22 protein-coding genes are annotated in these 21669 nt (G+C 67.5%); 14 read left to right on the top strand and 8 right to left on the bottom strand.

What is annotated here, in order from left to right; translation table 11 throughout:
• Positions 1-84: 84 nt before the first annotated feature.
• Both CAL13_RS03265 and CAL13_RS03260 read right to left on the bottom strand, forming a co-directional pair.
• On the bottom strand, positions 85-984 hold the full coding sequence (locus tag CAL13_RS03265; RefSeq protein WP_086071504.1) for a helix-turn-helix domain-containing protein: 900 nt from the start codon (positions 982-984) through the stop codon (positions 85-87).
• Between the two features lie 48 nt (positions 985-1032).
• Positions 1033-1971 (bottom strand): AraC family transcriptional regulator, encoded by a 939-nt coding sequence (locus CAL13_RS03260; protein ID WP_086071503.1) that lies wholly within the window; start codon positions 1969-1971, stop codon positions 1033-1035.
• A gap of 250 nt (positions 1972-2221) precedes the next feature.
• On the opposite strand from CAL13_RS03260, the gene CAL13_RS03255 reads away from it, so the two are divergent.
• Entirely contained in the window at positions 2222-3271 is a 1050-nt protein-coding gene (locus tag CAL13_RS03255; RefSeq protein ID WP_086056108.1) for an NAD(P)-dependent alcohol dehydrogenase, read from the top strand.
• Between the two features lie 15 nt (positions 3272-3286).
• Here CAL13_RS03255 and CAL13_RS03250 read toward each other — a convergent pair whose 3' ends face one another.
• The 3 genes from CAL13_RS03250 to CAL13_RS03240 form a co-directional block, all read right to left on the bottom strand.
• A complete protein-coding gene (locus CAL13_RS03250; protein ID WP_086071502.1) occupies positions 3287-4258 on the bottom strand; it encodes a Bug family tripartite tricarboxylate transporter substrate binding protein in 972 nt (323 codons plus the stop codon).
• A gap of 98 nt (positions 4259-4356) precedes the next feature.
• The gene (locus CAL13_RS03245; RefSeq protein ID WP_086056106.1) at positions 4357-5268 is read right to left on the bottom strand and encodes an NAD(P)-dependent oxidoreductase; all 912 of its coding nucleotides are present in this window, start codon (positions 5266-5268) and stop codon (positions 4357-4359) included.
• Positions 5265-5678 (bottom strand): carboxymuconolactone decarboxylase family protein, encoded by a 414-nt coding sequence (locus CAL13_RS03240; RefSeq protein ID WP_086059200.1) that lies wholly within the window; start codon positions 5676-5678, stop codon positions 5265-5267. Before CAL13_RS03240 ends, CAL13_RS03245 begins: the two co-directional genes overlap by 4 nt.
• 167 nt (positions 5679-5845) lie before the next feature.
• Between CAL13_RS03240 and CAL13_RS03235 the strand changes: the two genes are divergently transcribed.
• The 8 genes from CAL13_RS03235 (at position 5846) to CAL13_RS03200 (ending at position 13175) form a co-directional block, all read left to right on the top strand.
• The gene (locus CAL13_RS03235) at positions 5846-7078 is read left to right on the top strand and encodes an ABC transporter substrate-binding protein (protein WP_086071501.1); all 1233 of its coding nucleotides are present in this window, start codon (positions 5846-5848) and stop codon (positions 7076-7078) included.
• Position 7079: 1 nt separating this feature from the next.
• Positions 7080-7940: a branched-chain amino acid ABC transporter permease gene (locus tag CAL13_RS03230; protein WP_086071500.1), complete on the top strand. Its 861-nt coding sequence runs from the start codon at positions 7080-7082 to the stop codon at positions 7938-7940.
• Entirely contained in the window at positions 7940-8914 is a 975-nt protein-coding gene (locus CAL13_RS03225) for a branched-chain amino acid ABC transporter permease (protein WP_086071499.1), read from the top strand. Before CAL13_RS03230 ends, CAL13_RS03225 begins: the two co-directional genes overlap by 1 nt.
• Positions 8907-9650: an ABC transporter ATP-binding protein gene (locus CAL13_RS03220; RefSeq protein WP_086056103.1), complete on the top strand. Its 744-nt coding sequence runs from the start codon at positions 8907-8909 to the stop codon at positions 9648-9650. The genes CAL13_RS03225 and CAL13_RS03220 overlap by 8 nt, the downstream gene beginning before the upstream one ends.
• A complete protein-coding gene (locus tag CAL13_RS03215) occupies positions 9647-10360 on the top strand; it encodes an ABC transporter ATP-binding protein (protein WP_086056102.1) in 714 nt (237 codons plus the stop codon). Before CAL13_RS03220 ends, CAL13_RS03215 begins: the two co-directional genes overlap by 4 nt.
• Positions 10361-10466: 106 nt before the next feature.
• A complete protein-coding gene (locus CAL13_RS03210; RefSeq protein WP_198297952.1) occupies positions 10467-11210 on the top strand; it encodes a GntR family transcriptional regulator in 744 nt (247 codons plus the stop codon).
• The gene (locus tag CAL13_RS03205; RefSeq protein ID WP_086071498.1) at positions 11152-12375 is read left to right on the top strand and encodes an alpha/beta fold hydrolase; all 1224 of its coding nucleotides are present in this window, start codon (positions 11152-11154) and stop codon (positions 12373-12375) included. The genes CAL13_RS03210 and CAL13_RS03205 overlap by 59 nt, the downstream gene beginning before the upstream one ends.
• Entirely contained in the window at positions 12372-13175 is an 804-nt protein-coding gene (locus CAL13_RS03200) for an N-acyl homoserine lactonase family protein (protein ID WP_086071497.1), read from the top strand. Before CAL13_RS03205 ends, CAL13_RS03200 begins: the two co-directional genes overlap by 4 nt.
• Here CAL13_RS03200 and CAL13_RS03195 read toward each other — a convergent pair.
• The 3 genes from CAL13_RS03195 to CAL13_RS03185 are packed head-to-tail and all read right to left on the bottom strand — an operon-like array spanning position 13072 to position 16334.
• Complete coding sequence (locus CAL13_RS03195) at positions 13072-13872, bottom strand: HAD family hydrolase (RefSeq protein WP_086071496.1); 801 nt, start codon at positions 13870-13872, stop codon at positions 13072-13074. The genes CAL13_RS03200 and CAL13_RS03195 overlap by 104 nt on opposite strands.
• Positions 13869-15431, bottom strand: coding sequence for a mannitol dehydrogenase family protein (locus CAL13_RS03190; RefSeq protein ID WP_086071495.1), 1563 nt, complete (start codon positions 15429-15431; stop codon positions 13869-13871). The genes CAL13_RS03195 and CAL13_RS03190 overlap by 4 nt, the downstream gene beginning before the upstream one ends.
• 9 nt (positions 15432-15440) lie before the next feature.
• A complete protein-coding gene (locus CAL13_RS03185) occupies positions 15441-16334 on the bottom strand; it encodes a DUF707 domain-containing protein (RefSeq protein ID WP_086071494.1) in 894 nt (297 codons plus the stop codon).
• A gap of 255 nt (positions 16335-16589) precedes the next feature.
• On the opposite strand from CAL13_RS03185, the gene CAL13_RS03180 reads away from it, so the two are divergent.
• From CAL13_RS03180 to CAL13_RS03160, 5 genes are read left to right on the top strand one after another with little or no spacing between them, the layout of a single operon-like run.
• Positions 16590-17453, top strand: a complete 864-nt coding sequence (locus CAL13_RS03180) for a VOC family protein (RefSeq protein WP_086071493.1) — start codon at positions 16590-16592, stop codon at positions 17451-17453.
• Positions 17450-18559: a M14 family metallopeptidase gene (locus CAL13_RS03175; protein ID WP_086071492.1), complete on the top strand. Its 1110-nt coding sequence runs from the start codon at positions 17450-17452 to the stop codon at positions 18557-18559. The genes CAL13_RS03180 and CAL13_RS03175 overlap by 4 nt, the downstream gene beginning before the upstream one ends.
• An 18-nt stretch (positions 18560-18577) precedes the next feature.
• Positions 18578-19591: a quinone oxidoreductase family protein gene (locus tag CAL13_RS03170; protein WP_086071491.1), complete on the top strand. Its 1014-nt coding sequence runs from the start codon at positions 18578-18580 to the stop codon at positions 19589-19591.
• Positions 19588-20022: a PaaI family thioesterase gene (locus CAL13_RS03165; RefSeq protein WP_086071490.1), complete on the top strand. Its 435-nt coding sequence runs from the start codon at positions 19588-19590 to the stop codon at positions 20020-20022. The genes CAL13_RS03170 and CAL13_RS03165 overlap by 4 nt, the downstream gene beginning before the upstream one ends.
• Before the next feature lie 20 nt (positions 20023-20042).
• Complete coding sequence (locus tag CAL13_RS03160) at positions 20043-21662, top strand: ABC transporter substrate-binding protein (RefSeq protein ID WP_086071489.1); 1620 nt, start codon at positions 20043-20045, stop codon at positions 21660-21662.
• Positions 21663-21669: the final 7 nt, after the last annotated feature.

The raw sequence follows: 21669 nt of genomic DNA, 5'->3' as shown, positions 1-21669 counted from the left end.
CCGACGAACTGTACGCATCCGGGGACCGGAGGCGTTAGGACAGATCGGCGTTTGTGTTGGACTTTTTTGCGCCGGGCGGCTCGCTCAGTCTATGGGCCGGCAATAGCGGCGGCGGAACTCGCCCGGCGTGCAGCCGCTGTGCTTCTTGAAGAAGCGGGCGAAATACGCGGGATCCTCGAAGTTCAATTGGAAGGCGATTTCCGCGATTCCCTTGCCCGTATTGCTCAACAGGCGTTTGGCCTCCAGCGCGATGCGTTCCTGCACCAGCTGGCTCACGGTGCGGCCGAGCGTGCGCTTGACGGCTTCGTTCAGCTGGCGCTCGCTGACGCACAAAGCCTCGGCATACTGCCGGATCGCGCCGAAGGTCAGGTAATGTTCCTCGATCAGGAGTCCCAGCCGCCGCGTCAGGGAAAAGCTGGGCCCTGCGCCCTCGCCGGCATCTTCCTCGCGGTACAGGCGGCGCAGCTGCGTCAGCAGGATCAGCAGGTAGGAGCGCACCACATCGAAGCATCCCATGCCCCGCTCCATGGTCTCGCGCTCCATTTGCTGCAGCAGCGGCAGCATGCCGTCATGCTGCTCGGGCGACAGATAGATGACCGGCGTTCCGCGAGTCAGGTGAAAGAACGGGAACCTGGCGATGTCGTCCGCGCGCGGGAACATTTTGGCGAAGAACTCCGTGCTGATATTCAGCACGTAGCCGCGCGGCGGCACCGACGACGTCCAGGCATGCACCTGTCCCGGGGACAGGAAGAACACCGAATGATCGCGCACCTCGAACTGCTCGAAGTCCAGCAGATGCGTGCCGCTCGCCTGCGTCATCCACAGCAGGTGGTAGTACTTGTGGCGATGCAGGAAACCGCGCGGAATGTCATCGCGATCCTGCAGGCGCACCAGGTCGAAGTAGAACGTGCCGGCCCCCGAGAAGTCGGAAGTCTCGAAGGTCGGGAACGGTTCCGGGGTGGACGGGGTGTCGGCGGCCGGCAAACCTTTGTCTCCTATGATCTGCGCCCGGACGGGCTTGTTTGGGTGCAATCATAGGGCAAGGCCGGCGGCGGCCCCATCCGCCTGCGCGCGCAGCGTCGCGATGTCGCGCTTGGGAGGCGCCCCGAACAGGCGCCGGTACTCCCGGCTGAACTGCGACGGGCTTTCGTAGCCAACGCGGAACGCGGCGCTGGCGGCGTCCAGGTGTTCGTTCAGCATCAGCCGCTTCGCCTCGTTCAGGCGCAGCCATTTCTGGTACTGCAATGGGCTCATCGCCGTCAGTTGGCGGAAATGATGATGAAACGTCGGCGCGCTCATTTGCACGCGGGCGGCCAGCTCTTCGATGCGCAGCGGCAAGGCGTAATGGATCTTGAGCCATTCGATCGCCTTGGCGATGCGATGCCCCTGGCTGTCCACGGAAGCGATCTGCCGCAGGCGCGAGGCCTGGCCGCTCATCAGCAGGCGGAAGTGGATCTCGCGCTGGATGAGCGGCGCGAGAACGGGAATGGCTTCCGGCTCTTCCAGCAAACCGAGCAGGCGCCTGAATGGCTCCAGGATGGCGGGTGTGACGGTTCCGATTCCCACGCTGCTTGCGGCGGCACGCTCGCGCGGCGGCGGCAGGCCGCCCTGCGCGATCAGCTCCGTGATCGTCCGCAGGTCCAGTTTCAAGGTCAGGCCCAGGCAGGGCCGCCGCGCGCTGGCGTCGATAACCGCCGAGTTGCCCGCGATATCGAGCGAGGTGATCAGGAAGTGCGATGCATCGTAGGGATAGGCCTGGCCGCCGACCACCATCTGCTTGGTCCCCTGCACCACCAGCACGATGCTGGGCTCGATCATGCAGATGCACGGAGGAGAAGGCGCCTCGCGGCGGAAGAAGCTGAGCGCGCCGATGGGAGTCCCATGATCGCCGGGTTCGCCGGCCCATTTGGCGATGATGCGGGCCATCGGTTCTTCGGTTGGCCCGCCTTGCGGGATGCTTTGCGATTTCATGCGGGCGGATTCGCGGTGAGGTGGCTACGGAGCGGCGATGCAGGCCTGCTGCCTGCCGGTTGACACTTTACTGAAACGACGGCCGCGGCGGGCCGATATTTGGCCGATCACATAGGATCGTGCAAGAAAATGAGCGGATCGCGCTACCGCCGCCCTGGTCCGACCCGGAAAATGAACATCCTGGTTTACGGGGGAAGCCGGCGCCGCGCATCCGCGCCCGCGTCCGCTCCCCCTTGCAATAGGAGATTCAATGCTAGTCCACGCCTACGGCGCCCATGCGGGCGACAAGCCCCTGGAGCCCCTGCGCATCACCCGCCGCGAACCCGGTCCGCACGATGTCCAGATCGCCATCGCGTATTGCGGCGTCTGCCATTCCGACATTCATCAAGTCCGCGCCGAATGGGCCGGCACGCTGTTCCCCTGCGTTCCGGGCCACGAAATCGTCGGCCGCGTCGCCGCGGTGGGCGCCCACGTGTCCCGTTACCGCGTCGGCGACCTGGTCGGCGTCGGCTGCATCGTCGATAGCTGCCAGCACTGCCACGAATGCGAGGAAGGACTCGAGAACTATTGTGACGGCATGATCGGCACCTACAACTCGCCGACGCCCGACGAGCCCGGCCATACGCTGGGCGGCTACTCGCAGCAGATCGTCGTTCATGAGCGCTACGTTCTGCGCGTGCGCCACCCGGAAGCCCAGCTCGCCGCGGTCGCGCCCTTGCTGTGCGCGGGCATCACGACCTACTCCCCGCTGCGGCACTGGAACGCGGGACCCGGCAAGAAGGTCGGTGTCGTGGGCATCGGCGGCCTGGGCCACATGGGCATCAAGCTGGCGCATGCGATGGGCGCGCACGTCGTCGCCTTCACGACTTCCGAATCCAAGCGCGAAGCGGCAACGGCGCTCGGGGCGGACGAAGTGGTCGTTTCCCGGAATGCCCAGGAAATGGCCGCGCACGCCAAAAGCTTCGACCTGATCCTGAACACCGTGGCGATGCCGCACGATCTGGATGCCTTCCTGGCGCTGCTCAAGCGCGACGGCACCATGACCCTGGTTGGCGCCCCTGCGACGCCGCATCCCTCGCCCAACGTGTTCAACCTGATCACGAAGCGGCGTTCGATCGCAGGGTCCATGATCGGCGGCATTCCGGAAACCCAGGAGATGCTGGACTTCTGCGCCGAGCACGGAATCGTCGCGGATATCGAGATGATCCGCGCCGGCGAGATCAACGAGGCCTACGAGCGCATGCTGAAGGGCGACGTCAAGTACCGCTTCGTGATGGACATCTCGACCTTGGGCGCCTGACGCCCCGGCCGCCCGTCAGTTCACCGTCACGCCCGCCTCGTCGATCAGCTTCTTGAACCGCGGCACGTCGCGGGCGATCAGCGCCTGGAACGCGGCCGAGCCGCGTTGATCCGCGGCAGGCGGCAAGGCCGCCAGACCGTCCAGGGATTTCCGCACTTCCGGATCGTCCAGCGCGGCATTCAGCGCCTTCTCCAGGCGCGCCACGACGGCGGGCGGGGTGCCGGCCGGCGCCGCGATGCCGTTCCACACGCTCAGGTCGAAGGCCGGCACGCCGGCTTCCGCGAACGTCGGCACGTCGGGGAACTGCTGCAGCCGGCTTTGCGAAGCCACTGCCAGCGCGCGCACCCTGCCCGAGGTATGCAGCGGAATCATGGTCACCGTCTGGTCGATCACCGCATCCACGGTTCCCGCCATCAGGTCCGCGATGGCGGGGCCCGCGCCCCGGTAAGGCACCTGCATCGCCTGGGTATGGGTGACGTACAGGAAATTCACCGCCGCGATATGGCTGGTGGAACCGGAGCCGGCGTTGCCGAAGTTCACGGAATTCGGCTTGGCGCGCAGGCGCTCGAGCAGCTGCCCCAGGGTTGTGATGCCGCTGGCCTTGCTGACCGACAACACCATCGGCACGGTGGCCACCAGCCCGACGCCGACCATGTCCCGGCGCGGATCGAAGTTCGATTTGGGAAACAGCGACGGCGCGATGGCGAGCGATCCCATATTCCCGAACGTGATGGTGTAGCCATCGGGCTCCGAACGCACCACGCGCTGATTGCCGATCATGGTGCCGCCGCCGCCCAGGTTCTCGACCACCACGGTCTGGCCCAGGTTCTTTCCCATGGCGGTGGCGACGATGCGCGCCAGGCCGTCGGTGGAGCCGCCCGGCGCATAAGGCACCACCATGGAAATGGGGCGCGCGGGATAGTCGTCCGCCAGCGCGGGGCTCGCGGTCAGGGCCAGGCAGATCGCGGCAATCCAGAAAGTTTTCATGTGTTGTCTCCTCGGCGGGCGGTCGCCGCCCTTCACCTTCGCGGGTGAATCTTGGTATGGGAAAAAGCCGGCGGGCGCATGTCCCGCCGCGCACTCGTTCAGCCGTCGCGGCGCGGCTTCAGTTCGACGCCTGCCAACTGTTCGCACAGGCGCGCGACCGCGGTGTGGTCCTGCCCCTTGCCCAGCGACTTGCCGGCCGCCGCCCACATCTCGCGGCACAAGGCGGCGAACGGGGTAGGCGTGCCGGTGTCGCCGGCCATGCCCAGCGCGATGCCAAGGTCCTTGACCATCAGGTCCAGGCCGAAGCCGGAGTTGAACGCCCGCGACAGCACGAATTGCTTGAATTTTTTCTGCGTGGAGTTGTTCATCCCGGTCGACGCGTTGAGCACATCGACGATCACCTCCGGGTCGAGCCCGAACTGCTGGCCGATCAGCATCGCTTCCACGCCGATCAGAAAGCCGCCGGCCGACACCAGGTTGTTCAGCGCCTTCATGGCGTGGGCGCTGCCGACCGCGCCGGTGTGCAGCACCGAGCTGCCCATCGCCTGCAGCACGGGCCGCACGCGTTCCAGGGTGGCGGCGCTTCCACCGAACATGATCGCGAGCTCGCCCGTGCGGGCGCGCGGCACGCCGCCGGATACCGGCGCATCGACGAGCTCGCCGCCCGCTTCCGTAACGGACTGGGCCAGGCGCTGCGTGTGAGCGGGCACACCGGAGCTCATCTCCACGATGACGGCGCCGGGCCGCAAGCCGGCCAGGACGCCCTGTGGCCCTTGCAGAACGCTTTCCACGATGGCGCTGGTCGGCAGCATGGTGACGACGATTTCGCTTTGCGCAGCCAGGGCCTTGCAGTCCGCCGCGGCCTGCCCGCCCACTTCCGCCGCAAAGCGCGCGGCGTGGCCCGGCGCGGCGTCGAACACCGTCAAGCCGAACCCGGCCTGGTGCAGCCGCGTCGCCATCGGCCAGCCCATGCTGCCGACCCCGATGAAGCCTACGCGCGGGGCGCTCATGCCTGTTTCTCCTGGAACGCGCCCGATTCCTCCAGCACCTGGTTGGCCACCTTGAAGGCGTCGAGGCCGGCCGGGATGCCGCAGTAGACGGTCGCGTGCAGCAGGATCTCCTTGATCTCGTCCGGCGTGACGCCGTTGTTCAGCGCGCCCTTCACGTGCAGCTTGATTTCGGCGGGGCGGTTCAAAGCGGTGAGCATGGCCAGGTTCAACATGCTGCGCGTCTTCTTCTCCAGGCCGGGCCGCCCCCAGGCATAGCCCCAGCACCATTCCGTGGTGATGCGCTGGAAGGCCATCATGAATTCGTTGGCGCGCGCCAGCGATCCGTCCACATACTCCGCGCCCAGGACTTCGCGGCGCAATTGCAGGCCCTGGTCGAACAGTTCCTGCACGGGGTTTTGCTTGTCTGCCATGGATTCCTCCTCGTTGATGGCGGCCGGCGGGGGCCGGCGTGCGGCGCGCGATGGCGTCCGGCGTGCCGCCATATTGTCAGACAATCTGATTGACAGTCAATAAGACGACAACAATAATGGCAGCGCCGGCCAGGACCGGCGCCATAAAACAAAACGAGGAGACAGCGATGCAAGATCGAGGCAATGCGAACCTGCGCTCGCGCAGGTCTTTTCTGGCGGCGACGGGCAGCGCGACCGGCCTTGCCGCGCTCGGCATGCCGGGCCGCCTGCTGGCAGCCCCTGCGGAAATCAATGTGGGCGTGATCCTGCCCCTGTCCGGCGCCAACGCTCAGTTCGGCATCAATTCGCGCCAGGGACTCGAATTGGTGGCCGATGAATTGAACGCCGCGGGCGGCGTCAAGTCCCTGGGCGGAGCCAGAATCAAACTGGTGATCGCCGACGCCACCTCCCAGCCGACCACGGCCGCCACCGTGGCGCAGCGTCTGATCACCAGCAACCGCTGCACGGCCCTGATCGGCGCGTATGCCTCTTCGCTGACTCTGGCCGTTTCGGAGGTCACCGAACGGCGCGGCATTCCGCTGTTGACGATGTCCTTCTCCGACATCCTGACCGAGCGCGGCTTCAAGAACATCTATCAGGTCGTATCGAAAGGCTCGGTGCTGGGCCAGGCGCAGTACGACTACGCGGCGGCGGTGGTGGCGGGCGCGGACAAAATCAAGAAGATCGCCCTCATGTACGAGGACACGGCGTACGGCAGCTCGCAGGCCGTGGGCGTGCGCAACGCCGCCAAGAAGGCGGGCGCCGAAATCGTGCTGGACGAGGCGTATCCCCTGGGCATTACCGACGTCACGCCGCTCATCAGCAAACTGCGCGGCTCCGACGCGCAACTGGTCTTTCCCATTTCATACCTGAACGACAGCCTGTTGATCATCCGCGTGATGCGGCAACAGAAGCTGACCTTGCCCGTCGTGGGCGGCGCCGCCGGCTATGTCATTCCGGACTTTGCCAAGGCCCTGGGTCCGTATGCGCAGGGCGTGCTGTCCATCGCGCCCGCCAACTACGACCAGCAGCCTGAGCACACCGAACGCTATCGCAAGCGCTACGGCACCTTCATGCCGCACGAGGCGCTGGAACATGCGGTCTGCCTCGGCGTGCTGGCCCAGGCCCTGGAAGCCGCCGGTTCCGACAAGCCCGAGGCCGTGTCGAAGGCGCTGCGCGGGCCGCGCTTCGACCAGGGATGGGCGGGCGTCATGTCCGGCGGCGGCGTGCAATTCGACGCCGCAGGCTTGAACACGCTGGCGCAACCGGTGATGGTGCAGTGGCAGAACAACGAGCTGGTCTCAGTATGGCCGCGCGAACTGGCCAAGGGCAAGCTCATCACCGCCGCCCAGGGAGCCTGAGATGGCGTTCCTGCAGGCGCTTGCGGACGGCATCCTGCTGGGCGGCGTATATGCGGTCATCTCCATCGGTCTCACGCTGGTGTTCGGAGTGGTGTCCATCGTGAACTTCGCCCAGGGCGAGTTCCTGATGGTCGGCATGTTCGTCGCCTACTTCGCATGGAAGCTGCTGGGCCTGGACCCGGTGATCGGCTCGCTGCTGTCTTTCGCCGTGGCGTTCGTGCTGGGCGTGTTCACGCAGAAATTCCTGATCGACCGCGTGCTGAAGGCGCCCGCGGTGGCGCAGATATTCCTGACGGTGGGCCTGCTGATCGTCATGGAAAACCTCGCGCTGATCCTGTTCGGATCGGAGTTCCGCTCGGTGCAGACGCCCTACCAGATGACCGCGTTCGCCGTGGGCCCGCTGCTGCTGTCCGCGCCGTATGTGCTGGCCTTCGTCGTCGCCGCGGCGGCGGGCCTGGCCCTGTGGTGGGTGCTGAAGAAAACCTGGTGGGGCATGGCCGTGCGCGCCACCGCCCAGGACCCCATGGCGGCGCGCCTGTCCGGCGTTTCGACCCACCGCATCCACCAGCTGGCCTTCGGCCTGGGCGTGGGCATGACGGCATTGGGCGGCGGCATCATCCTGCCCTATCTGACCGCGTCCACGACCGTGGGCGCGCAGTTCAGCGTGCTCATGTTCACCGCCGTCGTCCTGGGCGGCCTGGGCAGCGTGCTGGGCGCGGTCGTCGGCGGCATCGCGGTGGGCGTGATCCAGTCCCTGTCCTCGCTGGTGCTGCCCATGCAACTGCAGAACCTGGTGCTTTTCGCGGTGTTCATCCTGGTGCTGGCGTGGCGCCCGGAAGGCCTATTGAAAAAGGCAAGCTGATGACGTCGATCCGCAATTCGCTGCAATGGGCGCTGCCCCTGGCCGTGGCGCTGGCCGCGCCGTGGCTGCTGGAAGACCAGGGCTACGGCATCCGCGTCCTGTCCCTGGTGCTGCTGTTCGCCGCGATGGGACAGGCCTGGAATATCGTCGGCGGCCTGGCCAACCAGATCTCGCTGGGCCACGCCGCCTTCTTCGGGCTGGGCGCATATACTTCGACGCTGCTGCTGATTCGCTTCGGCATCTCGCCGTGGATCGGCATGCTGGCCGCCATGGCCGTCGGCGCACTGGCCGGCGCGCTGCTGAGTCTGCCCACCATGCGGCTGCGCGGCCATTACTTCGCCCTGGCCACGCTCGCTTTCGGCGAAGTCATGCGCGCCATCGCCAATACCTGGTCCGCCGTCACCGGCGGACCGGTGGGCCTGTCCGTGCCCTATTCCGACGGCAGCCTGGCGCTGATGCAGTTCAAGTCCAGCGTGCCGTACTACTACCTGATGCTGGGCGCGGTGCTGGTCAGCACGCTGGTGTTCTGGACGATCAGCCGTTCGCGGCTGGGATACCGCCTGCGCGCCGTGAAGGCGGACCCCATGGCCGCGGAAGTGATCGGCGTGAATACCTGGCGCACGCGCATCCTGGCCGCGGTGATCTCCGCCGCGCTCATGAGCGCCTGCGGCACCCTGTACGCCCAGTTCATTTTCTTTTTCGATCCCGACACGGTGTTCTCGCTGGTCGGCATTTCGGTCAAGGTGGCGCTGATCTGCATCATCGGCGGGGTGGGCACGGTGGCCGGGCCGCTGGTCGGCGCGCTGGTCATGATTCCGCTGGAGGAAACCTTCAATGAATGGCTGTCGGGGCATACGGCGGGCGTGTCGCAACTGGCCTATGGGCTGATCCTGATCGCCATCATCCTGATCGAGCCGCGCGGGCTTTCCGCGCTGTGGGGACGATTGCGCGTACTGCGGAGCCGCCATGCCTGAACACATCCTGACTGTGGAAAACGTGTCGCGCCGGTTCGGCGGCCTGAAAGCCGTGGACGACGTGTCGTTTTCGGTGGCGCGCGGCGACATCCTGGGCCTGATCGGCCCCAACGGGGCCGGCAAGACCACGCTGTTCAACCTGCTGGTCGGCCTGTACCGGCCGCACGGCGGCCGCATCACCCTGGACGGCGAAGCCGTGACCGGCTGGCGGCCCCACCGGATCGCCGCGCGCGGCATGACCAAAACGTTCCAGAACGTGGCGCTGTTCCCGGAAATGACGGTGCTGGAAAACGTCCTGGTCGGCGGCCTGCTGCGCCATGACGTGGCGCATGCGCGCGAACTGGCGCGGCAAAATCTCGCCCGCGTCGGCCTGGCCGCCATCGGCGGCAAACTGGCGCGCGACCTGTCCTTCCCCGAACAGGCGCGTGTCGAACTCGCACGCGCACTGTGCACGGGCCCCCGGGTCTTCCTGCTGGACGAGGTCATGGCGGCGCTGAACGATAGCGAGATGGACGCCATGCTCGATCTCATCCGCCAGCTGCGGGACGAATCGGGCATCACCTTCGTGGTGGTCGAACACCATATGCGCGCCATCATGCGCCTGTGCAACCGCATTCTGGTGCTGTCCTTCGGCAGGAAAATCGCCGAGGGCAGCCCCGCGGAAATCGCCGCGGACCCGGTGGTGATCGAAGCCTATCTGGGCAAATCGCTGGAACAGGTGGAGGTGCCCGCATGAGCCTGCTGCAGATCGACGGCCTGTCGGCGCGCTACGACCGCAATCCCGTGCTGCAGGACGTGTCGCTGACCGTGCCGGACGGCGGCTTCGTCGCCGTCGTGGGCGCGAATACCGCCGGCAAAAGCACGCTGCTGCGCTGCATTTCCCGCCTTTTGCCCAAGGTCAGCGGCGGGATCCGCTTCGATGGCAGGGACGTCCAGGCGCTGGCGCCGCACGAGGTCCCCGCCCTGGGCATCGCGCATGTCCCGGAAGGCCGCCACGTTTTCGCGGAAATGACGGTCCAGGAGAACCTTTGGATGGGCGGCTATACGCGCCGCCGCGATCGCGCCGCCTTGCGCCGCGCCTGCGACCGCATCTATGCGCTGTTCCCGCGTCTGTACGAACGGCGCCGGCAGGCAGCGGGCACGCTGTCCGGCGGCGAGCAGCAGATGGTGGCCTTCGGGCGGGCGCTGATGCTGCAGCCCCGGCTGCTGCTGCTGGACGAACCCAGCCATGGCCTGGCGCCCAAAATCGTGGAGGAACTGCACCAGGCCATGCTGGACATCCACCGCGAGGGCCTGACCATCCTGCTGGTGGAACAGAACACCCGTTTGGCGTTGTCCGTGGCGCGCCACGCCTACGTGCTGGAGTCCGGGCGCGTGGTGCTGTCCGGCGACAGCGCCGCGCTGCTGAACGACGAGCGGGTGCGGGCGGCCTACCTGGGGATGTGATCGTGCGGCGGGATATAGTTCGGCTTTTCCTTTTCGCGCCCGCGGCCGGGGCGGCGTCATGAGCGCGCCCGACGGCATGCGGGGCGCCAAGCCAGCCGAGGAAGTCATGGCCAGTCCCGATTCCGTGTTCGAGAAACCCGGCACGCTGCGAACCCGCGTCGAAGACTATCTGCGCACCGCCATCATGCAGGGCCGCCTGAAGGGCGGCGACAAGCTGCGCGAGCACGAACTGTGCGAGCAGCTGGGCATCAGCCGCCCCACGCTGCGCGAAGCGCTGCGCACCCTGGAAGCGGAGCGTCTGATCACCATCGAACCGCATCGCGGCCCCACGGTGGTGCGCCTGACCGCCAAGGCGGCGCGCGACCTGTACGCGATGCGGGCCCTGCTGGAAGGCTATGCCGCGCACGAATTCGCCCGGCTGGCCACGGACAGCGACATCGCGCGCCTGCAGCAGACGGTAAAGGCGCTGCATCGCTGCGCCAAGGACGGCGACCGCACGGCCCTGCTAGCGGCCAAGCGCGAGTTCTACGACGTGCTCCTGGGCGGCTGCGACAACGATCTGGTCAAGGACATGCTGCCCGGCCTGTTGTCGCGCATCAATCTGCTGCGCGCCACGTCGTTCGCCAGCCCGCAGCGCCTGCCGCGCAGCCTGGCCGAGATCGACCGCATCTTCGCGTGCATCGCCAAACGCGATCCCGAAGGGGCGCAGGCGGCCGCGCGCGCGCACATCGTCAACGCCGAGCGCGCCGCGCTGGAGGTGTTGCGGCGGCAACAAGAGGAGACTCAAGACCATGAACGCGATCGAGGAGAAGCTGCAAGCCGCGCTGGCCCAGGCGAGCCGGGACCGTGAATTCCAGGCCGCCACGCGCGCCCTGCCCGCCGCCATCCGTTTGCGGGTGGACGGCGGCGGCGAGCTGACGGCGTGGCCCGGCGACCCCGCCGGTCCGCCGGATGCGGCAACGTCCCTGCAGCTTTCCGCTCCCGCGTCCACATGGGACAAAATGCTGCGCCCGGCCCCGCCGCCGGGCTACCAATCCTTCACCGCGGCCATGCGCTTCGCGCAAGGCTTCTCCATCCAAGGCGGCGAGCTGCCGCTGGCCCAGGCGCTGCATGCGCTGGAGCGCCTGTTTGAAATCCTGCGCGGCCAGATCGGCGCCGGCCCGCCCCATTCCCAACTGGACCGCAGCGCCATTCATGGCCGTTATGCCGATATCGCCTTCGGCGGCACGACGGCATGCCTGCATATCGAGGAAGCCGGCGAGGGGGCGCCGCTCGTTCTGCTGCACACCGCCGGCGCGGACGCGCGCCAATACCATGCCCTGATGGCCGACCCGGCGCTGCGCGCGAAATGGCGCATGATCGCCTTCGACATGCCCGGCCACGGCCGCAGCCCGCCGCTGCCCGGCACGACATGGACGGCGCCGGACCTGCGCCGCGACGATTACCTCGCCATCTGCCAGGCGGTCATCCGGCAATGCGCCGGCGGGCCGTCCGTGCTGCTCGGCTGCTCCATGGGCGCCGCCATGGCCCTGTATGCCGCCGCGCGCAGCCCGGCCGACGTCGCGGGCGTCATCGCGCTGGAAGCGCCCTGGCGGGCCGCGGGACGCCTGACCCCGATGCTTCGCCATCCGCAGGTGAACCAGGCCGCGCACAACGCCGCCTACGTGCGCGGCCTGATGGCGCCGCAGTCGCCGCTGGCCATGCGCCGCGAGGCCGCCTGGATCTATTCGCAGGGCGGCTTCGGCGTCTACGCGTCGGACCTGCATTTCTACAGCGAGGACTTCGACGCGCCGACGCACCTGGCCGGCCTGGACGCGTCGCGCTTCGGCATCTGTCTGATGACGGGCGCCTATGACTACTCCGCACGCCCCGAGGACTCCCAACGCGTCGCGGCGCTGATACCGGGCGCGCGCTATCTGACCATGCCCGATCTGGGCCACTTTCCCATGATCGAAAACCCGGCGCGGCTGCTGGACTACCTGCGCCCCGAACTCGAACGCCTGGAGGCCCGATGATGCTGCCGCGCTACGAAATCTACGCCATCCGCTACGCCACCGTGCAGCGCACCCGGCGCGAGAACTTCATTACGCCGCCGGATGCGCACGACGGCCCGATGCCGATGGACTATTACGTCTGGCTGCTGCGCGACGGCAAGCGCCATTACCTGATCGACACCGGCTTCAACGAGGCCGCGGCGCGCGAGCGCGGCCGCCAGTTCCTGCGCTGTCCCATCGACGCTCTGTCGGCGTTCGGGCTGGCCCCGCAGGACATCGGCGACGTAATCGTCACGCACCTGCATTACGACCATGCCGGCAACCTGCGCCGCCTGCCGCACGCGCGCATCCACCTGCAGGAAAGCGAAATGCACTACGCCTGCGGCTGCAATATGCGCTTCGACGTGCTGCGCCATGCCTATGCGGTCGAAGACGTGGTGGATGTATTGCGCGGCGTCTACGACAAGCGCGTGAACTTTTGCCACGGCCACCAGGAAATCGCTCCCGGCATCCAGGTCCTGCACATCGGCGGACACACCCAGGGGCTGCAGGCGGTGCGCGTGCACACGGAACGCGGATGGGTGGTGCTGGCCTCCGACGCCAGTCACTTCTACGACAACATGCGCGAGGCCTCGCCCTTCCCCATCGTTTACAACGTGGCCGACATGCTGGCCGGCTACGAGATCCTGGCCCGGTATGCGGAATCGCCGGAACACATCATTCCGGGGCACGATCCCGCGGTGATGCGCCGGTATCCGCGCCAGGGCGACCATGCCGTGGCCCTGCATCGGCCCCCGCAGGCCGCGTCATCCGCGCCGTAAGGGCGACGCCCGGCGATCCGGCCGCCGCGATCCATTCGATGCCCTGGCCCAGGTCCTCGAGGATGTCCGCACACAGGCGCCGCATCTCGTCGGTGGGCTTCAGGAGATCGGGCACCATGATGACCGGCACGCCGGCCGCGTGAGCCGCGCGCACGCCGTTATAGGAATCCTCGAATGCCAGGCAGCGCGAAGGCTCGGCGCCAAGACGGGCCGCCGCGCACAGATAGAGGTCCGGATGCGGCTTGCCGCGCGCCACGTCGTCGCGGGTGACGACCGCGTCGAACCGGCCGGCGATCCCGGCGGCGGAAAGATGGTGACGCGCCTTATTGCGCGACGACGACGTGGCGACAGCCCTTGGCACGCCGCGCGCTTCCAGGTAGCGCAAAAGGTCTTCCGCGCCCGGACGAAGCTCCAACATGCCATCGTCGACCATGGCGAGCAATTGCCGCGTCGCGGCCGCGAAAAAGTCATCCGCGGGCGCTTTCCGGCCATAACGGTCCAACAGCAGGCGGCGGCACTCGTCGGCGGGCACCCCGATCAGGGAATGGCAGAAATCCTGCGGCGTATCGATGCCCACTTCCCTGCCCGCCAGCAGCAGCGCCTGCGCCGCCAGCGTTTCCGTGTTCAGCAGGAGGCCGTCCATATCGAACACGACCGCGTCCACGCCGGGCCGGGAGTCCGGATAGCGCGCGTTCATTGCGATCCCTCCGCCAGGCAGCGCGCCATCGCGCCGCGCACGCCGCCATGCTGCAGCCGCGTCATTGCATCGACCAAAGCGGCGCGCAGCGCCGTATTCATGCGCAGCGTGTCGTCGAACACGCCGGAAAGGTCCAGGAAGGCGTCCACTATGGTTTTGGGCTGGGCGGCACCGGACGCGGCGGCGGTCCGCGCCGCCACTGCGAGGCCCGGCTCCGGCGCCAGCGCACTGCCGGATCGCGCCGGCACCAGCCCCGCGGCGCATCGCATCCATGCGGCAATGGCCAGCAGCGTGCAGGGCGCGGCCCTGCCATCGCGCAGGTTGTCCCGCAGCGACGCGACCAGCCGTCCGGGAAGCTTGGCCGCGCTGTCGCGGCCCACCCTGTCGAGCCGGTGCGCGATGGCGGGATTGCGCCAGCGGGCGATCAGCTGGCCGGCGTAAGCGCGGATGTCGTGATTGCTGGGCGGAAGGGTGGGCATTTGCTCCTCGAGCATGAAGCGCAGCGCGAGCCTGGCCAACAGGGGGTCGGCCATGGCGCGCTGCACGGTATCGTAACCGGCCAGCAGACCCAGATACGCCACCAGCAGATGGCCGCCATTCAACAGGCGCAGCTTGGACGCTTCCCAGGGCGAAACGTCCTGCACGAACTCCGCGCCCGCGGCTTCCCACATGGGGCGCGGACCGTCGAAGCGCTCGATCACCCATTGCAGAAAAGGCTCCGCGCACACCGACGCGCCGTCGGCCATGCCCAGGCGCCGCACGGCGTCGGGATCGTCGCCGGCAGTCGCGGCGGGCACGATGCGATCCACCATGGTGCAAGGGAATTGCACCTGCCGTGCAAGCCATTGCGCCATGGCATCGCTGCGCAATGCCGCGTAGTCGATGCAGGCCTGCCGCAGCAGCCCCCCATTGCGCGGCACGTTGTCGCACGACAGCACGACCGGCGGCGCCAGTCCCATCGCGCGCCGCAGCGCGAGTCCCCGCACGAGCAGCGAGATCGCGGTGCGATGGCTGCCGTCGCGCAAATCCTGCGCGATATCCGGATGCTGCTCGTCCAGGCGTCCGGTCTTGGCGCTGGTGCAATAACCCGCCGGCGTGATGGTCAAGGTGACGATGCGCAAGGCCGGGTCGCCCAGCCACGCAAGCAGCGCGGCCATGTCCTCCGGGCCGTAGAGCGTGGCCCGTACCGTACCCACAACGTCGACGGCGGTAGCGTCGGCGCCGCGTGCGATGACGCTATACAAGCCGTCCTGCCGGCGCAGGGACTGCAGCGTGCCGCGCCTGCGCAGGCTGGCCGCGACGATGCCCCACGCCGGCGGCGGCATGCCGGGCCGTGGACATTCGGCATGAATGGCATGCTGCGTCATCAATGCCTGGTGCGCGCGATGAAAGGCGCCGCAGCCCAGATGCAGGATGCCGGGCCGCAGCCGGCGCACATCGAAATTCGGCCGCGCTATTGCGGACGGCAGCGCGCTCAAGGTGTCCAGGCACAGGCGGGTGGGCGCGGACGGCGCAAGCGCGCGGTCGTCCGCATCGGGCAGTACATCGGCGGTGGGCATGAGCGTCCCCTATGAGCGGCCGCCAGCCATCGGCGGGCCGCCCGCCGGCGTGCCGGCCACCGGATAGGATGGCCAGCCTTCGCGCGGCTGTTGGAACGCCATGATCCAGGCCAGCGCCCGCGGATTCGCATCTAGCAGATAGCGCCACCCATCCACGAGCAGGACGTTCAATGCATCGCTGGAAAGGTCCATGCTACGCAGCGTCCGGTCGAAGGCCGCGTAAGTGGTGTGAACCTGCCCGCAGTCGTGCGACGCCATGATGCGGTCGGATTCCTCGTGGACCCGCCGCCCCAGCGCTTCGTCGCGAAAGGCCCCGACGGCGCGCGTATGCAGGACCGGTGCGGCATCGATGACGCCGACGTGGCGATAGTCGAGCAGCTTGGGCCACAGCGAATCCAGGCCCCATCCCCATCCGGTGGTGGTGAGTTCGAGTGTAGGAAGCAACCCATCCAGCGCGCGTTTGCTGAAGCAAGGCGCCATGATCTCGACGAAGCCCGTATGGCGCGCGACGCAGCGGCGGTTGCGCATCGTGCTGAAGTGCGCGTAATAGGACGCCTCGTGCAGGGCCGGCGCGCACAGATCGAATGACAGCGCGTCGGCCAGCTCGAACATGCGATCGATGGTGCCCTGTGTCGCGAACAGGTCGTCGTCGGGCAGCCAGACCCGGTCGTAGTCGCGCCAGCCATTCCAGTCGCGCATCAACTGGCGCAAGCCTGACCATTTCGGTCCGGGTATCACGTCGCCGATGACAACGCCCCCATCGGGCTGCCCGGGCGCGACATCCTGATATGGGCAGAGGTAAAGATCCCAGGTGCGTGTTGCCGCGTCATCCAGCCATGTCGTATGCAGCGATCTGCGCCCCGCGCGGCAGATCACCAGGTTCCTGCGTTCAATGCTGCTCATACCGAATCCACTTGCCGTCGCACGGCGCTGCGCCTCGCGGCGGAGCCCGCCCGGCGCAAGGCCCATACCCGCCCCATACCCGCGCGTGTTAAGACACGAATCGCATAAGCGTATGGCGCAACAACGCATATGCGGACAGCGCTCCGCAGGGCGATGCGCCGACCGCGCGCGGCGTTCATATCGACATAAGAAACGGATCGTTCGCGGCGCCGCTGGCGCATGCGATCCTGACCAGCTCTTCAGAAGGAGCAACCGATGTCATTGCCCTCCGTGACCGGACTGGATCACTACATCATCCGCGTCAACGACCTGGGATCCACCAGCGACCTGTACAGAAAACTCGGTTTTGCGCTGGCGCCTCAAGGCCGCCATCACACCGGCACCCGCAACCAGACCGTGATACTCGATTCGAACTATCTGGAGCTGCTGTACTTTCCGCCGGAACAGCGGGCCACATCGCGTTTCAGGCGCTATCCCGACGACTATGAAGGGCCGGTAGCCGTGGCGCTGCAGACCACGGACAGCGCGGCCGTGCAGCGGGAACTGGCGGCGGTAGGCATTCAAGCCGATGCGCCCGTCAGCGGCGGGCGGCCGGTGCACCTGCCGGACGGAACCGAAGATGCGGCCTGGCTGAACCTGAACTTTCCCGATGGGGTCTTCGGACTGCCGGACTACTTCACCTGCGGCCACCTGACGCGTCATCTGGTTTTCCGGCCGGAGTGGCAGGCGCACGAGAACACCGCCCGCCGCATCGAGGCGCTGGTGGCCGTTCATCCCGAGCCCGACAGCCTGCGCGAGGCTTATGCGAAGGCCTTCGGCGCGATCTCCATTGGCAACGCGGACAGCGACGGCTGGGAGTTGCGGCGCGGCTCGCTGCGCCTGCGCTTCCTGACCCCCGCCGCTTTCTCCTCGCGTTATGCCGGCATCCGGCCGCCCGCCGCGCTGAACGGCAAGTGGCTGGCCGGCTCCGTCATCGGCGTGCGCGACATTGCCAGGACGCGAGACGTACTGGTCCGCAATGGCGTGGCCATCCGCGACGGCGCCCAGGACCGGATCGTCGTCGATCCTGCCCATGCCGCGGGGGCCCTTCAGGTTTTCGTGCAGGAGGACGCATCGTGAGCGGCATCCTGGAAAGCTGGCAGGCCTTCGCGCTGGATTACGCGGATGGCCGCGCGCGTTTCATCGCGGCCGCCCGGGCCCTCGATGCGCCGCTGTGGCGCTATCCCCATCCAACGGCGCAAGGCCCGGATGGACAGCCACTGAGCGTGGACGTGGCCCGGCTGGGGCCGGCCGATGCGTCTCGCACGCTGCTGGTGGTGAGCGGCACGCATGGCCTGGAAGGCGCGGCGGGATCCGCGGCGCAGGTGGCATGGATGGCGACGCCGGCGGCGCGCCAGCTGCCCGCCGACACCAACGTGGTGCTCGTCCATGCGATCAATCCCTATGGCTGGGCGTACCAGACGCGCACCACCGAGAACAACGTCGACCTGAACCGCAACTTCGTCGATCACGAGCAGCCGTACCCGGTGAACGCGGCCTATGACGAGCTCCATCCGCACCTGATCCCCCTGGAATGGACCGATGCCGGGCAGGCGGGCGTCCGGCAGGCCATCGAGACCTTCCGCGCAAAGCACGGCGACGACGCGCTGTTCAATGCGACGGCAAGCGGACAGTACCGGCACCCGCGAGGGCTCGTCTACGGCGGCCAGGGCCGGGAGTGGTCCAACCTGACGCTGGAACGCATTCTGTCCGAGCACTTGGCGCGCAGCGAACGCGTCGCCTTCATCGATTGGCACACCGGCATCGGCGAGTACGGCGAGCCATTCTTCCTGTGCTTCAACGACGAGGGCAGCGAGACGCAGCAGCAGGCGGCACAGTGGTGGGGGCGCGATCGCGTCCTGGGCCAGCGGCCGCACGGCTTGGCGCGCCCCGACTATCAAGGCCTGGTGTTTCGCGGCGTCGAAGCGTTTCTTCCCGGCCGCAAGGTCGCGGGCGCGGTGGTGGAGTTCGGCACGCGCGGGCTGCACATGCGCGAGGCCCTGCGTCTGGACCAATGGCTGCGTTTCCGCGCGCCCGAACGTCCCGACCCCGCGCGCGACCGGCAGCTGCGCGCGGACCTGATTGACGCCTTCGTGCCGTACGCCGGCCATTGGCGCAGGTCCGTGATCCGCCACGGCATCGAAATCACCGGCCAGGCCCTGAACGGGCTGGCCGCCTGGCATTGACCTTATCCTCCCTCATTTATGAAAGCCATTGTTTTGCATGAGCACGGCGGCGCCGACAAGCTGACGCTGGACCGCCAGTTTCCCGATCCCCGGCCCGGGCCCGACGACGTCGTCATCCGCGTCAAAGCGTCGTCGCTGAACTATCACGACGTGTTCACGCGTCGCGGCATGCCAGGCATCCGCCTGCCCTTCCCGGTGATCATCGGCCTGGACGTCGCGGGCGAAATCGCCGAAGTCGGCAGTGAGGTCAGGGACTGGAAGCCGGGAGATCGCGTCCTTGTCGATCCCATCGACCGCGTGAACGGCGGCCTGGTGGGCGAGACCACGCATGGCGGACTGGCTGAACTCTGCCGCGTCGCGGCGCATCAGCTGATCCGGCTGCCCGATGAAGTGAGCTTTACCGAGGCCGCCAGCCTGCCCGTCGCCTACGGGACCGCGCTGCGCATGATGGAGACCATCGGCCGCGTGCAGGCCGGCGAGAAGGTACTGATCCTGGGCGCCAGCGGCGGCGTCGGCGTATGCGCGGTGCAACTGGCCAAACTGGCCGGCGCCACCGTCATCGCATGCGCCGGGTCGCGCGAGAAAGCCGAACGCCTGCGCGAGCTCGGCGCGGACGACGTCATCCTGTACACCGAGGAAGACTTCGTCAAAGTCGTGCACGAGCGCTATGGCAAGGCCGCGCGCCGCCGCAGCGTCCGCGGCGGCGGCGTCGACGTAGTGGTCAACTTCACGGGCGGCGATACCTGGGTCAAGTCGCTGCGCTGCCTGCGCCTGGGCGGCCGCGTCCTGACCTGCGGCGCCACCGCCGGCTTCGATCCCAAGGAAGACCTGCGCTACATCTGGACTTTCGAACTTCAGATCCTGGGTTCCAACGGCTGGGAACGCGAGGACCTGCACCGCCTGCTGGAACTGGTCGGCACGCGGCGCCTGAAGGTGCTGATCGACCGCGAGTGGCCGCTCGAGCAGGGCGCGCAGGCCCTGTCGTCGCTGGAGGACCGCAAGGTCTTCGGCAAGGTGCTGGTGACGCCATGAGCCATCCCGTCTCCGACCATGAAAAGCTGGACGCCGCGGCCATCCAGGGCTGCTTCGACCGCTCTCCGTTCATCGCCTCTTTGCACCTGCAGGTGCGCGACGTCGATCACGAACACGGCCTTCTGACCGTCCAGGCGCCGTTTCGGCCCGAGTTCGAGCGGGGCGCGCATAGCAGGCAGTGGCATGGCGGCCCCCTGGCCGCAATCATCGATACGGTCGGCGATTTCGCGATCGGCATGCTGCTGGGCCGGGGTCTTCCGACCATCAACTTCCGCGTCGATTATCTGCGCCCGGCCATCGATACCGGCCTGCTGGCGGTAGCGCGGGTGCGCCGCGCCGGAAAGTCCGTCGGCGTCGCCGACGTCGATCTGTTCAACGACCAGGGCGTACTGGTGGCGATCGGACGGGCCAGCTATTCCACCCTGTCCTGACCTATCGCAAAGGAAGCATCATGAAGCAACAAGGACTATCGCGGCGCGATTTCCTGATTCGCGGCGCCGCCGGCGCCGGCCTTGCGGCAAGCTATGGCTGGATGCCCGCGTCGCGCGCGCAGGCCGCAACGCCGCGGCGCGGCGGCACCCTCGTCGCGAGCTGGGGCGGACTGGAACCGCAAGCGCTGTTCGTGCCGGGCGGCGGCGGCTCCAGTCCCTTCCAGACCTCCACCAAAATCCTCGAGCGCCTGCTGAAACTCGACGACAAGCTTCAGTTCCAGCCGGTGCTTGCGGAATCGGTCAGCGCCTCGGCGGACTTCAAGCAGTACACCATTGCCCTGCGCCGGGGCGTGAAATGGCACGACGGCGCCGACTTCGACGCGCGCGACGTGGTGTTCAACTTCCAGCATCATTGGAAGCCGATCTCGGCCGGCATCGCGCTGAAGGCGCTGAACAAGGCCGAGGCGACGGACAGCCACACCGTGGTGCTGACCTTCGATCAGCCCACGCCCGAGTTCTTCCTGAAGTCCATCCTGGCCGGCCAGTTCCAGCTGGTCCTTCCGCGCCATCTGTACGAAGGCAAGGACATCATCACCCATCCCCTGAACAACGCGCCTGTCGGCACCGGCCCGTGGAAATTCGGCCAGTGGGTGCGCGGCAGCCACGTGCAGTACGCGCGCAACGCCGACTACTGGCGGACGGGCCGGCCCTACGTGGACAAGCTGATCATCCGCTGGTGGGCCGACCCCGCCTCGCGCGGCGCCGCGCTGGAGACCGGCGAACTGGCGCTGGCCTACTCCAACCCCGTGCCCGCGCGCGACATCGACCGCCTCGTCAAGACGGGCAAGGTGGTCGTGGACACGCGGGGCTACGCGAACTCGGCATGGACCGTCACGCTGGAATTCAACCAGCGCCGCAACTTCGTCAACCGCCGCGAAGTCCGGCAGGCCATCCTGCATGCGATCGACCGCAAGTTTATCGTGGACACGATCTACTTCGGTCGCGGCAAGCCCGCGATATCGCCGGTGTTCAGCAGCAACAGCCTGTTCTACACCGAGGACGTGCCCCGCTACGACTTCGATCCGAAAAAGGCCGCCGCTCTGCTGGACGCGGCCGGCCTTCCCGTGAAGGACGGCAAGCGTTTCACGGTCAACCTGCTGGCCGCGGCATGGTTCGAGGAAAACGCCAAGCTGGGGCAGTACGTGAAGCAGGCGCTGGAAGACATCGGCATTGCCGTCCGGCTCGATAACGCGGACCGCGCCACGGCCTTGAAACGCATTTACGGCGACTACGATTACGACATCGCCATCTCGAACTGGACGGCGCCGCTGGAGCTGGTGCCCACCGTCACCCAGTACTTCACCACCGACGGCATCGTCAAAGGCGCGGCCTTCCGCAACGCCACCGGCTACTCCAACCCCCAGATGGACAGCCTGGTCGGCCGCCTGGCCGTGGAGACCGATCCCGCCGCCCGCAGAAAACTTGCTGGCGAGTTCGCGCGGCTGGCGTCGACCGACGTGCCCATCGTGCCTTTGGTGGAAATGCAGTCCTTCACGCTGGCGGGCAAGCAGGTACGCAACTTCACCACGGCGGCGAACGTACAGGGCGAATCCCTGGACGACGTCTGGCTGGACGCCTGAGGCGCAT

The organism is Bordetella genomosp. 9 (assembly GCF_002119725.1).
Taxonomy (GTDB): domain Bacteria; phylum Pseudomonadota; class Gammaproteobacteria; order Burkholderiales; family Burkholderiaceae_B; genus Bordetella_C.
Note: the sequence above shows the minus strand (reverse complement) of the source record. Positions and strands in the feature narration are given on the sequence as shown.